The organism is Catellatospora sp. NPDC049609, assembly GCF_040675365.1.
Classification (GTDB): Bacteria; Actinomycetota; Actinomycetes; order Mycobacteriales; family Micromonosporaceae; genus Catellatospora.
On record NZ_JBFAOU010000213.1, the window covers coordinates 1 to 12,566 of the forward strand.

12 protein-coding genes are annotated in these 12,566 nt (G+C 73.2%); 8 read left to right on the plus strand and 4 right to left on the minus strand.

Annotation, left to right across the window (positions count from 1 at the left end):
* Window positions 1-211: 211 nt before the first annotated feature.
* The 3 genes from AB0J67_RS35000 (at window position 212) to AB0J67_RS35010 (ending at window position 3,226) form a co-directional block, all read left to right on the plus strand.
* Entirely contained in the window at window positions 212-562 is a 351-nt protein-coding gene (locus AB0J67_RS35000) for a DUF6401 family natural product biosynthesis protein (protein ID WP_363489015.1), read from the plus strand.
* Between the two features lie 138 nt (window positions 563-700).
* Window positions 701-2,101 (plus strand): alkaline phosphatase PhoX, encoded by a 1,401-nt coding sequence (locus AB0J67_RS35005; RefSeq protein ID WP_363489017.1) that lies wholly within the window; start codon window positions 701-703, stop codon window positions 2,099-2,101.
* 279 nt (window positions 2,102-2,380) lie between these two features.
* Entirely contained in the window at window positions 2,381-3,226 is an 846-nt protein-coding gene (locus AB0J67_RS35010) for an NAD(P)-dependent oxidoreductase (protein WP_363489019.1), read from the plus strand.
* Window positions 3,227-3,362: 136 nt separating this feature from the next.
* Here the strand turns inward: AB0J67_RS35010 and AB0J67_RS35015 are convergent, their stop codons facing one another.
* Window positions 3,363-4,763: a glycosyl hydrolase family 18 protein gene (locus AB0J67_RS35015; protein ID WP_363489021.1), complete on the minus strand. Its 1,401-nt coding sequence runs from the start codon at window positions 4,761-4,763 to the stop codon at window positions 3,363-3,365.
* Between the two features lie 285 nt (window positions 4,764-5,048).
* On the opposite strand from AB0J67_RS35015, the gene AB0J67_RS35020 reads away from it, so the two are divergent.
* The 5 genes from AB0J67_RS35020 to AB0J67_RS35040 are packed head-to-tail and all read left to right on the plus strand — an operon-like array spanning window position 5,049 to window position 10,088.
* Entirely contained in the window at window positions 5,049-5,972 is a 924-nt protein-coding gene (locus AB0J67_RS35020) for an STM4015 family protein (RefSeq protein ID WP_363489023.1), read from the plus strand.
* Entirely contained in the window at window positions 5,973-7,046 is a 1,074-nt protein-coding gene (locus tag AB0J67_RS35025) for an STM4014 family protein (protein WP_363489025.1), read from the plus strand.
* Window positions 7,043-7,858: an STM4013/SEN3800 family hydrolase gene (locus AB0J67_RS35030; RefSeq protein WP_363489027.1), complete on the plus strand. Its 816-nt coding sequence runs from the start codon at window positions 7,043-7,045 to the stop codon at window positions 7,856-7,858. The genes AB0J67_RS35025 and AB0J67_RS35030 overlap by 4 nt, the downstream gene beginning before the upstream one ends.
* Window positions 7,855-9,177: an STM4012 family radical SAM protein gene (locus AB0J67_RS35035; RefSeq protein WP_363489029.1), complete on the plus strand. Its 1,323-nt coding sequence runs from the start codon at window positions 7,855-7,857 to the stop codon at window positions 9,175-9,177. The genes AB0J67_RS35030 and AB0J67_RS35035 overlap by 4 nt, the downstream gene beginning before the upstream one ends.
* Window positions 9,174-10,088: an STM4011 family radical SAM protein gene (locus AB0J67_RS35040; protein ID WP_363489031.1), complete on the plus strand. Its 915-nt coding sequence runs from the start codon at window positions 9,174-9,176 to the stop codon at window positions 10,086-10,088. Before AB0J67_RS35035 ends, AB0J67_RS35040 begins: the two co-directional genes overlap by 4 nt.
* Here AB0J67_RS35040 and AB0J67_RS35045 read toward each other — a convergent pair.
* The 3 genes from AB0J67_RS35045 to AB0J67_RS35055 all read right to left on the minus strand — a co-directional run bounded on the left by AB0J67_RS35045 (window position 10,051) and on the right by AB0J67_RS35055 (window position 12,446).
* Complete coding sequence (locus AB0J67_RS35045; protein WP_363489033.1) at window positions 10,051-11,199, minus strand: DUF6745 domain-containing protein; 1,149 nt, start codon at window positions 11,197-11,199, stop codon at window positions 10,051-10,053. The two genes, AB0J67_RS35040 and AB0J67_RS35045, sit on opposite strands and share 38 nt — an antisense overlap.
* Before the next feature lie 68 nt (window positions 11,200-11,267).
* The gene (locus AB0J67_RS35050; RefSeq protein ID WP_363489035.1) at window positions 11,268-11,588 is read right to left on the minus strand and encodes a hypothetical protein; all 321 of its coding nucleotides are present in this window, start codon (window positions 11,586-11,588) and stop codon (window positions 11,268-11,270) included.
* A 39-nt stretch (window positions 11,589-11,627) separates the two neighbouring features.
* Window positions 11,628-12,446: a Cof-type HAD-IIB family hydrolase gene (locus AB0J67_RS35055; RefSeq protein WP_363489037.1), complete on the minus strand. Its 819-nt coding sequence runs from the start codon at window positions 12,444-12,446 to the stop codon at window positions 11,628-11,630.
* Window positions 12,447-12,566 lie beyond the last annotated feature (120 nt).

Sequence of the window (12,566 nt, forward strand, 5' to 3'; positions counted from 1 at the left end):
TCGCTCGTATCGCGCAATGCCACAATATACGTGTTGCGATCGACCGTATCAGCGGGATCGTGCTCGGCTGCGTGCACCGAGGCAGATAGCCCAGATGTGCGGGCGCTTACCACCCACGGGTGGACCCGGTCGGGCAGCCTTCCTCCACTGTTCGGTCATATCGGACGCCAGGCCTCCTTCGGGGGGCTCCCGCTCGCCTACTCTCGCTCGCATGGACCACGGCCCCACCAGCCCGGAACTCGCCCGCCAGGTGCTCGAGCGGTACGCCCGCGCCGTCGGCGACGCCGGACGCGCCGCCGCGGCGTCCGACCCCGGTGTGCTCGCCATGCTCGACCAGGCCACCGCGGCCGTCGGCGACGCGCTCGACCCGGACCGGCGCCCGCCCCTGATCGAGCTCGCCAGCTACGCCGACGGGCTGACCGACCGGGCCACCGGCCTGGGCTGGCGGCTGCCGGATCCGAGCACCGTCGACTGGCGGCGCGCCGACCAGATCACCTGGCGCCTGGTCGCCGTCTGCGAGCTGGCCGAGGCGGTCCAGGACGAGGACATCGCCACCGCCTGAGCAGGCGGTACGCGCGCGGGCACGCATTGTTTGCCTGCTGTTCGCGCAGCGGTGGCCGGGCGCGCCCGGCCTGTTAGACCGTGCGGGTTTGCATGTCGAGGTCAACCGACATGAACAAACCTCGAAGGCGGTTCTGACGTGCACACCCCCCTCTCCCGCCGCAACCTGCTGCGCGCCGGCACCCTCGGCGGTCTGGGCATCGCGTTCGCCGGCAGCGTCCAGGCCATCGCCGGACCGGCGTACGCCCACCCGTCCGTCGCCGGATACGGCCCGCTGATCCCGGACCCGGCCGGCGTCCTCGCCCTGCCGGAGGGCTTCTCCTACCGGATCGTCGCCCGGGCGGGGCAGACGCTGCTCACGACCGGCGAGCCTACCCCCGGCGACCCGGACGGCACCGCCTGCTTCGGCACCCGCCGCGGTTTCACCCTGGTCAACAACCACGAGATCGGCGGCTCGGAGCCGTACGGCGTGCCCGCCCGGCCCGGCCTGACCTTCGACCCCGGCGCCCGCGGCGGCACCACCAACATCGAGGTCGACCACCACGGCGACCGGGTCCGGCAGTACGTCAGCCTCGCCGGCACGCACAACAACTGCGCCGGCGGCATCACCCCGTGGGGCACCTGGCTCACCTGCGAGGAGACCGAGCAGCGCAAGGGCGGCGTGTTCCAGCAGGACCACGGCTGGGTGTTCGAGGTCGACCCGTTCGACCAGGAGGCCAACTACGAGCCGGTGCCGCTGAAGTTCCTCGGCCGCTACTCCCACGAGGCCGTCGCGGTCGACCCGAAGACCGACGAGATCTACCTGACCGAGGACGCGAGCGGCCCGAACGGGCTCTACTTCCGCTGGGTGCCGCCGAAGGGCTTCAAGGGCCGCGACGGCGCGCTGCGCAAGCTCGCCCTCAGCGAGGGCGGCGACACCGCGGGCCGCCTCCAGGCGCTGCGGGCGTCGCTGCGCGGCGAGCACATCGCCGACCTGTCCGCCGCCACCACGCCCGGCACCACCTACCGCGTGACCTGGGTGGACGTGCCGGACCGGCTGGCCACCACGGTCTCGGTGCGCAAACAGTTCACCGACGACCAGGTCACCCGGGCCCGCAAGCTCGAAGGCCAGTGGTACGGCGACGGCGGCGTCTACTTCGTCTCCAGCTACGCCCGGATCGGCGACGGCAGCGTGCACGAGCACGACGGCCAGGTCTGGTTCTACGACCCGAAGCGCGAGACCATCGAGCTCAGGACGATCTTCGGGGTGAACCCGGACCCGGACGTCGAGGGCGCGTTCGACGGGCCGGACAACATCACCGTCTCCCCGTACGGCGGCCTCATCCTCGCCGAGGACGGCGAGGGCCTGTCCCACCTGGTCGGCGTCAGCGACCGGGGCGAGACGTACGCGCTGGCCCGCAACGAGATCAGCGACAGCGAGTTCGCCGGCCCGACGTTCAGCAAGGACGGCCGGATCCTGTTCGTCGGCATCCAGGGCGACGGGCTCGTGCTCGCCATCACCGGCCCGTGGGGCCGCAAGGGCCACGGCCACGGCCACTGACCCTCCCGCGCCGCGCCTGTCCCGGATGTGCCGCCGGGGCGGGCGCCCGCCGGTGGCGGTGCCAGGGACGGACACCGCCACCGGCACCCCCTGCCCCGGCTCAGGGGTTCCCGGCTCCCTGCTCCGGGGGTCCGGGGGATGATCGCGATTTCCGGTCGAGATGTGCGGTCAGACCGCGGATTCGGACCGGAATTCGCGATCATCCCCATCAGGCGTGACTGTGCCGTCGCCGTAGGGGCGGATAGGTTGGGTCGCGGATCTTCGAGAGGGACGGTGGACATGGCGCTCGTGGCGGTGACCGGCGGTAGCGGCAAGCTCGGCCGGGCGGTGGTGCGCGACCTGCTCGACAACGGGTACGACGTGGTGAACCTCGACGTGGCGCCCCCGCGCGAGCAGCTGTGCCCGTACACCCGGATCGACTTCACCGACTACGGCCAGGCGGTGGAGGCGTTCACCGCGATCGACGCCCGGTACGCGAAGGTCGACGCCGTCGTGCATCTGGCGGCGATTCCGGGACCGGGCGTGACGGGCAACGCGGCGACGTTCGCCAACAACATCACGGTCAGCTACAACGTGTTCGCGGCCGCGCGGGCGGCGGGCATCCGCAACGTCGTATGGGCGTCCAGCGAGACGGTGCTCGGGCTGCCGTTCGACACCCCGCCGCCGTACCTGCCGGTCGACGAGGAGTACGCGGGCCGCCCGGAGACGGCGTACTCGCTGGCCAAGCACCTCGACGAGCAGATGGCGGCGCAGTTCTGCCGGTGGGACCCCGCGCTGAAGATGATCGGCCTGCGCTTCTCCAACGTGATGGAGCCCGGCGACTACGCGAACTTCCCGTCGTGGCAGGACGATGCGAGGGTACGCAGCTGGAACCTGTGGTCGTACATCGACTGCCGGGACGGCGCCCAGGCGGTCCGCAAGGCGCTCGAATACACCGCGCCCGGCCTGGAGGTCTTCATCATCGCCAACGCCGACACGGTGATGCACCGCAAGACCGCCGACCTGGCCGCCGAGGTCTTCCCCGACCTGCCCTGGCAGCGCCCCGTCGCCGGCCACGAGACCCTGCTCTCCATCGACAAGGCCCGCCGCCTCCTGGGCTTCACCCCCGCCCACACCTGGCGCTGACCCGCCGTCCCCAGCGCGGGCCCACGCCGTCGACCGGCGTGGGCCCGCGCTGCGCATCGATCATGAAGTTAGGGTGGCGACACGCCGTCGAACATGCCCATAAGTTCATGATCAACGCACTGAAGGGGGGTGGGGGTCAGGGGAGGGTCCAGATTTGGTTGCCGGAGGTGGCGCAGGTCCAGATCTGGAGGCGGGTGCCGTCGGCGGTGCCGAGGTCCTTGGCGTCGAGGCACTTGGCGGACTGGGGGTTGCGGAGGTTGCCGTTGGACTGGGGTTGCCAGACTTGGGCGCCGGATCCGTTGCAGTCCCAGAGCTGGATCAGGGCGCCGTTGGCGGTGGAGCCGCTGGTGATGTCCATGCACTTGCCGAGGGCGCGGATCGTGCCGTCGGTGCCGATGGTCCAGGTCTGCGCGTTGGTGCCGTTGCAGGTGTAGAGCTGGATGGCGGCGCCGTTGGCGGTGCTGGCGGCGGCGACGTCGACGCACTTGCCGGAGGCCTGGCCGACGATGCGGCCGGTGCGGCCGCCCGGCGGCGGCGACGACGGCGGGGTGCCGCCGACGGCCACCTCGTAGATCGCGCTGACCAGCGAGGTCGCGCCGGTGGTGTCCTGGGACAGCTCCCAGTTCATCATGCCGCCGGCGTTGGCCTTGGCCCACGCGGTCTTGGCGCGGACGGTCGGCAGGCCGTTGTAGCACTGCTGCACGCCGCTGACCGTGGTGCAGTCCCGGTTGGCGTTGGCCGGGTCCATCGCGACGAGCTGGCTGTACGTGTAGTACGTCGGGCGGCTGTAGAACGGCACGCCCAGCACGGCCTTGCTCGCGGGCAGGCCGCGGCTCTTCCAGAAGTTCACCGCGTTGATGGACCAGGTGTAGTTCGCGTGCGGGCTGCCGCCGTCGTACGCCATGATGTTCAGCCAGTCGACGTAGCCGAACACGGCCGGCTGCACGCCGCTGGCGGTGCCGCCCTCGGAGACGACCGCGGCGGTGAGCAGCTTGCCGCGGCTGTGCATGGCGGTGCTGAGCTGGCTCATCAGCGCCGTGTAGTTGCTGCCCGAGGTGCCCGGGTCCGGGTACTCCCAGTCCATGTCGACGCCGTCGAGGTTGTACTGGTTGACGAGGTTCACCAGATTGTTGACGAAGGCGGTGCGCGCGGTGGCGTTGCCCGCCAGGGACTCGAAGGCCGAGTCGTTGCCGTCGTTCCAGCCGCCCACGGCGATGGAGACCTTGACGTTGTTGGCATGGGCCAGCGAGACCAGCGAGGACAGCTTGGACGGGTTGTCCAGGCCCTGCAGGCTGCCGTTGGCGTTGGGCAGGACGAACGCGTAGTTGATGTGCGTCAGCTTGCCGTACTGGACGGTGTTGACGTTGCCTGCCCAGGAGGGCATGTAGCCCACGCTCTTGAAGCCGTTGGGCAGCACGACCGCCTGGGCCGTCGTGGCCGGGGCCAGCGCGACGGCGATTCCGGCGGCCGCGGTGGCCAGAGCCAGTCCGGCGGCGGCCCAGCGGGCGCGGCGGGACTTCTCGGGGGTTTCGGACATGGGGGTCCCTTCGGTGTCCGGTGCCGTGACGGCGCATCGCCACGGCACATCGACTGACCGGGCACGTCGGTGCGCCCCTCCCTGGGCGCGGCGGGCAACGCCGCGTGCCAGGGGCACCGGGGTCCGGTCGGGTGCGGTTCGGACGAGGAAGCGGCTCGCTCCGAGTGGTGCGGATGGAGTTTAGTAAACTTAACTATCTAATGCAATGAATGGGCTGCGGCGGCCTGGCGGGGACGTCGGCGGCGGGTGTTAGGGTCCCTCGACCGCACCCCGGAGGCAGCGCGCATGACGATCGGCTCGCACATCACGACGTTCGCCGGCAGGCCCGTCGCGAACTACCCGGACGACCTCGGGAAGGCGAAGCGGGCCGGCACCGCCTGGCGCCTGGAGGACACCGACTACGACGACAGCGGCGAGTTCCGTGAGCGGCTGGCCGCGCTGGCCGCCGAGGACTGGGTCGGCGACGTCGAGGCGCTGGTCATCGGCAACTGGGGCGGGGCCTACGACACCGCACCGCCGATGGGGTTGCTCGCCGAGCTGCTGCCGCGCTTCACCGGGCTGCGGGCGCTGTTCCTGGGCGAGATGACCTACGAGGAGTGCGAGATCTCCTGGATCCAGCACACCGACATCTCCCCGCTGCTGGAGGCGCTGCCGCTGCTGGAGGTGCTGACCGTGCGCGGCGCCACCGAGCTGAGCCTCAAGCCCCTGCGGCACGAGCGCCTGCGCGAGTTCACCATCGAGTCCGGTGGCCTGCCCGCCGAGGTGGTGCGCGCCGTCGGCGAGTGCGACCTGCCCGCGCTCACCCACCTGGAGCTGTGGCTGGGCACCGACAACTACGGCGGCGACGCCACCGTGGAGGACCTGGCGCCGATCCTGTCCGGCACCCGGCTGCCCGCGCTGACCTCGCTCGGCCTGCGCGACTCGGAGATCGCCGACCAGGTCGCCGCCGCGCTGGCGGGTGCGCCGGTGGTCGCCCGGCTGGAGAAGCTGGACCTGTCGCTGGGCATGCTCGGCGACGAGGGCGCGGCCGCGCTGCTGGCCGGGCAGCCGCTGATCCACCTGCGCAAACTGGACCTGCACCACCACTTCATCGGTGAGGCACACCTGGCGCGGCTCACCGCCGAGCTGGCCCAGGCCGGGGTGGAGCTGGACGTGTCCGAGCCGTCACGATCCCGCCGCGACGACCGCTACATCGCGGTCTCCGAGTAGATGCACCTCACCGTCGTCGGCATCCCCGGCAACCGCCGCGTCACGCTGTTCGCCGCGGCCGCGGTGCGTGCCGGGCTGCCCGAACCGGACGTCGTCGGCTGGCTCGACGTGCTGTCCGGCGCGCCGCTGCGGCTGCGTCCGGGCACGTGGGTGCGCGTCGAGTCGCCGGGCGAGGACGCCGAGGTCGACCGGCTGCTGCGCGGCGCGGCCGCACCCGCCGAGCACGGCGAGATCGTCGGCGCGAGCGCCTGGTACGCGGGCTTCGCCCGGGCCCTGCACCGGATCGCGGACGGCGCCCGCGACGCCGGCGCCCGGCTGCTCGCCGACCCGGCCGAGATCCTGGTGATGTTCGACAAGGCCGCCTGCCACGCCCGCCTGTCCGCCGCCGGTGTGCCCGTCCCGGCGGCGCTGCCCGGCTCGCCCACGGGCTGGGCGCAGCTGCGGTCCTGGCTGGACGAGGCCGGCTGGCGGCGGGTGTTCGTCAAGACCCGGCACGGCTCGTCGGCCTCCGGCGTGATCGCGCTGCAGCTCGGCGGCGGCCGCATCCTGGCCACCACCTCGGTCGAGCTGGACGGCGGCAGGCTGTTCAACTCGCTGCGGGTGCGGCACTACCGCGACGAGCGCGACGTCGCCGCGATCGTGGACCGGCTGGCGCCGGACGGCCTGCACGTGCAGCGCTGGCTGCCCAAGGCCGGACTGGACGGCCGCGTCGTCGACCTGCGCGTGGTCACCGTGGCGGGTCGCCCGTCGCACGTGGTGGTGCGCGGCAGCCGCTCGCCGATGACCAACCTGCACCTGGGCGGCGTACGCGGCGACCTGTGCGCGCTGCGCGCCGCGGCCGGAACGCACTACGCCGCCGGGATGGACACCTGCCGCGCCGTCGCCGCCTGCTTTCCGGGCAGCCTGCACACCGGCGTGGACCTTATGTTCGCGGCGGGCTGGCGCTCGCACGCGGTCGCCGAGGTCAACGCGTTCGGCGACCTGCTGCCCGGCCTGCTCGTCGACGGCCGCGACACCTACGACGCCGAGATCGCGGCGCTGCTGGAGCGCGAGCGGGCGGTCACCGCGGCATGAGCACCGACATGGCGGCGCTGGTCGGTACGCACGATCTGGCGCTGGTCACGCTGGACACGCTGCGCTACGACGTGGCGGTGGAGCTGGCCGCGACCGGGCGCACCCCGCACCTGTCCCGGGTGCTGCCGGACGCCGGCTGGGAGCGGCGGCACACCCCGGCGAGCTTCACCTACGCGGCACACCACGCGTTCTTCGCGGGCTTCCTGCCGACGCCGGTCGGGCCGGGGCGGCACGAGCGGCTGTTCGCGGCGCGGTTCCCCGGCAGCGAGACGACGGCCGGCGGCACGTTCGTGTTCGACGCCCCGGACCTGGTCACCGGGCTGGCCGAGGCCGGATACCACACGCTGTGCCTGGGCGGGGTGGGCTTCTTCAACCGGCGCTCGGCGCTGGGCAGCGTGCTGCCGGGCCTGTTCGCCGAGGACCACTGGCGGCCCGAGTTCGGGGTGACCGAGCCGGACTCGCTGCGGCACCAGCTCGACCAGCTCCAGGCCAGCGCCGCCGCGCTGCCCGGCGAGCGGCCGCTGTTCACCTTCCTCAACGTGTCCGCGCTGCACCAGCCCAACCGGCACTACCTGCCCGGCGCGGCCGAAGACGGCCGGGACAGCCACGCCGCCGCGCTGTGCTACGTGGACACGCAGGTGCCGCGCCTTTTCTCGCTGCTCACGTCACGTGGGCGGCCGTGTTTCGTGATCATGTGCGCCGACCACGGCACCGCGTACGGCGAGGACGGCCACCACGGGCACCGCATCGGCCACGACGTCGTGTGGACGGTGCCGTACGCGCAGTTCACACTGCGGCCGGGGGAGTGGTGAGGGTGCTCGACGGCTCGCCGTACCAGGGCTACCTGTACGCCTACCCGCACAAGACGGCGTACCGGGCACTGCGCCCGCGACCCGCGCTGGCCGATGTGTGGGCGGGCCAGCCCCGGGACGCGCTCTTCCTCTACCTGCACATCCCCTTCTGCGAGATGCGCTGCGGGTTCTGCAACCTGTTCACCCGCGCGCAGCCGCCCGCCGAGCAGGTCGGGGCATACCTGCGGCAGCTGCGGGTGCAGGCCGAGCAGGTCGCGGCGGCTATCGGCCCGGCCCGCTACGCGCGCGCCGCGATCGGCGGCGGCACCCCGACCTACCTGGACGCCGCCGAGCTGGCCGAGCTGTTCGCGATCACGACCGGGGTGCTGGGGCTCGACCCGGCCGCGGCGGGGCTGTCGGTCGAGACGTCGCCCGCGACGGCGACCCCGGACCGGATGGCGGTGCTGGCCGCGCACGGCACGCGCCGGGTGAGCATGGGCGTGCAGAGCTTCCTGGATGCCGAGGCGCACGCCGCCGGCCGCCCGCAGCGGCGCGCCGAGGTGGACCGGGCGCTGGCCGCGATCAGCGACGGCGGCTTCGGGGTGCGCAATCTCGACCTGATCTACGGCATCCCCGGGCAGACCCGCGACACCTGGACGTACTCGCTGCGCGAGGCGCTGGCCTGGACACCCGAGGAGATCTACCTCTACCCGCTGTACGTGCGCCCGCTGACCGGCCTCGGCCGCCGCCACGGCGACGGACCCGACCCGCGGTGGGACGCCGAGCGGCTCGACCTCTACCGGCACGGCCGTGACCTGCTGCGCGAGGCCGGCTACCGGCAGCTGTCCATGCGCCAGTTCCGCCGCGCCGACGTGCCCGACCCGGACGGCGCCGACTACTGCTGCCAGGACGACGGCATGGTCGGCGTCGGCTGCGGCGCCCGCTCGTACACCGCCGACCTGCACTACTCCTTCGACTACGCGGTGAGCGTGCGCGAGGTGCGCGCCATCGTCGACGACTACCTGAGCCGCCCCGCCGCCGACTTCGGGCATGCCGAGTTCGGGTTCGCCCTCGACGGCGCCGAGCAGCGGCTGCGCTGGCTGGTGAAGTCGCTGCTGCGCGCCGACGGCGTGGACCTGGCCGGGTACGCGGCGCGCTTCGGCGGCGCGGTCGAGCACGACTTCCCGCACCTGGCCGAGCTCGGCGACCGGGGCTGGGCGGCCGAGTCGGGCGGGCGGCTGGCGCTGACCGGCGAAGGGCTGGCGCGCGGCGACGCGATCGGGCCGTGGCTGGTGTCCGGGCCGGTGCGCGCCGCGATGGCGCGGGCGGTGCTGCGGTGAACCTGCTGCTGCTCTACCGGGGCCCGCTCGCGAGCTGCAACTACGACTGCCCGTACTGCCCTTTCGCGAAGCGCCGCGACAGCCGGGCGCAGCTGACCGCCGACCGGGCGCAGCTGGCCCGGTTCACCGACTGGGTGGCGGCCAACCCGGCCGGTGACACGCTGTCGGTGCTGTTCACGCCGTGGGGCGAGGGGCTCACCCGGTCCTGGTACCGGCAGGCGCTGGTGCGGCTGTCGCACCTGCCGCACGTCGCGCGGGTCGCCATCCAGACCAACCTGGCCGGGCGCTTGACCTGGGTCGCCGAGGCCGACCCCGCCCGGCTCGCGCTGTGGGCCACCTACCACCCCGGCCAGGTGAGCCGGGCACGCTTCCTGGCCGCCTGCGCGACGCTGCGCGACCACGGCATCCGGCACTCCGTCGGCATGGTCGGCCTGCCCGAGCACCACGCCGAGGCCGTCGCGCTGCGCGCGCTGCTGCCGGATTCGACCTACCTCTGGGTCAACGCCGCCGACGGGCACACCTACGACGCGACCGCCGAGGCGGCGTGGACCGCGATCGACCCGCTGTTCGGGTACAGCGTGCGCCCGCACGCCTCCGCCGGGCACGAGTGCGGCGCGGGCGAGACGTCGCTGTCCGTGCTCGGCGACGGCACCGTCCGCCGCTGCCACTTCATCCCCGCGCCGCTGGGCAACCTGTACGACGGCAGCTACCGCGCGGCTCTGCGTCCCCGCCCGTGCACCAACATCACCTGCGACTGCCACATCGGATACGTGCACCTCAAACGCCTGGAACTGCATCGGGTCTTCGCCGGCGGCGTGCCCGAGCGGATCCCCGCCGGGCCGCCGCCGACCTGGGGCGTGCCGGGCGAGCCGGTCAGGTCTGCTGCAGCGGGACGTACTCCTCCTCGCTGAGGTCGAACGTCCACGCCACCCCGGCCCGCGCGGTGCGGATGGTCGGCGGCACGCGCAGGAAGTACGTCCGGAAGCTGCCGTCCGGCTCCGGGCTGGAGTTCAGCACCTCGACCATGACCAGCGGCTCGTCGCCCGGCAGCGTGACCCGCCACAGCGTGCCGCACTCGTCGGACTGCGTCTTGGACGCGCCGGACTCGCGCAGGTAGCGGTCGAACCCGAAGTGCTCCAGCATCACCCGGCGCATCTCGGCGTTGCCCTCCTCGCGGATCCGCGCCACGGTCAGGTGCGGCAGCTCGGCGGCGACCTCGGCCGTGATCGGCATGCCGCTCCACGCGTGCAGGCCGAACCCGTCCGGGTAGGACAGTGCCGGGCCGTCGCCGTGGTGCAACCGGCCCAGGTTGTCCCGGTGCACCGCCACCGGCCGCTCGGTCAGCACCGCGACGTGCTCGAACGCCCACCACCAGCCCGCGCTGCCCGCGACCCGGGCCAGCCCGTCCACGTCCGGGTGGCTGTCGAACGCGCCCAGCCACGCCGCGTCGTGCTGGCCGCCGATCGCGTCGAGCAGCGCCTCCCGGGCCGCCTGCGGCAGCGCGGCGACCTGCTCCTCCTGGTCGGCCCGAGCCGACAGGCGGGCGGCGAGGTCGGCGTCGATCCGCGTCCGCAGCGGCGTGGCGATCTGGTCGGTGAGCTGCTGCCAGGGACGGCGTGCCGTGGCCGCCCAGTGCCGGGCGAAGCCGGTGTTGCCCAGCTTGGCGGTCGACGCCGCACGGGCCCGCGCCCAGGGACGCGTGCGCACCTGCGGCCGTACGCTGCTGCCCGGCAGGGTCTCCCGCGGCCGCGCGCCCTGCGCCTCCAGCGCCTGCCGCACGTGCTCGTCGCGGCGGCCACCACGCAGGCCGGTGCGCAGCATCGCCACCGCGAGGGCCCCCGCCGCAGGGGAGCCGAGCCAGACGATGCGCTTCGGCGCCGGCAGGCCGGCCAGCGCGTACGCCACGCGCACACCCGCCTCGGCCCCGGCCCGGTCGGCGGGCTCGCAGCTCAGCCCCGTGGCCAGCCACCGGTCGGCGCGCTCGGCCAGCCGGACGTCGTCACTGATGATCCGCTCGCTCATGCCGTCTCCTCGCTGCGCTCGTCGGCGGCATGAGGCGCGCCGCACGTCAATCGCTCGCGCATGCCGCGTCAGTCCGCGACCGGGCGGATGGCGCCGGGGAAGTACTCCCGCTGGCGCACCACCTTGTAAGCGCCGGGGGAGAGCGCGATCGGGCCGTGCTCCTCGTGCACCAGGCGCCCGTAGCCCTCGATCAGCAGGTAGAGCCGGCCGGGCTCGTCGGGCGGGCAGAGCAGCGACACCCGCTCGCCGGTCAGCACGTGCGCGTGCCCGGTCGCCTCGCCGAGCGCCAGCACCATCCGGTTGCGCCGGTCACGGGGCGCGTCCATCAGGCCCTCGGGCAGCGCCTCCCGCGCGATCGGGACGACCAGCACATCACCCTGCCGAAACATGTCCACACTCCACACACGACGACCGATGTCGCGGTGACGCTAGCGGCCCGGTACGACATCGCCGGCACCGGCGAAGACCTCCTCGAGGACCAGCGCGACGCCGTCCTCGTCATTGCTCGCGGTGACCCGGCCCACGCCCGCCAGCACCCGCGGATGCGCGTTGGCGACGGCGACACCCGTGCCCGCCCATTCCAGCACAGGCAGGTCGTTCGGCATGTCGCCGAAGGCGATTACCTGGTCCGGACTGATGTCCCAGTCCGCGCACAGCCGCGCCAGCGTGTCCGCCTTGGACACCGTCGCCGCGCTGATCTCCAGCAACCCGCTGCCGCCCGAGTAGGTGATCCGGACCTCCGGGACCACCGCCTCGATCCGGGTCAGCAGCTCGTCGGTGACCGGCGCGGGCGACCAGACCAGCAGCTTCACGCAGCTCTCGGCCTGCGCCCACACCTGCGCCGGAGTGTCGACCTCGTGCCGGGCGTCCTCGTGCGTGGCATGGTGCCCGTGGCCGGGGCCGACCACCGCCCGCCGGCCGGTCTCCACCGCGAACGTGGCGCCGTCGAGCGCGGCGGCGATCGTGGCCGCGGCGCGTTCGGCCACGTCGAGCGGCAGCGGCCCAGTGATCAGGGTCTCGCCCGTGTCCAGGTCGTGGACGATCGCGCCGTTGGAGCAGACCGCCACCCCGCCGATGCCCGCCAGGCGCGCCAGCGCAACGGCCGTACGTGGCGGCCGAGCCGTCACGATCACCAGGCGGGCCCCGGCTGCGGTGGCCTGGGCCAGCGCGGCGCGGGTGCGGGCGGAGACGGTGCCGTCGGAGCGGAGCAGGGTGCCGTCGAGGTCGACGGCGACGACGCGGAACATCGCCGCAGCCTAGCGGGGCCATCGGGCATGCGCTGACAGGGGGCAGACTCGCGTCCGGACCGTCAACTCCTGGGTTGTCGCGACAACCCAGATCGGAAGAGGGTGGTGGAGGTTGAGAGT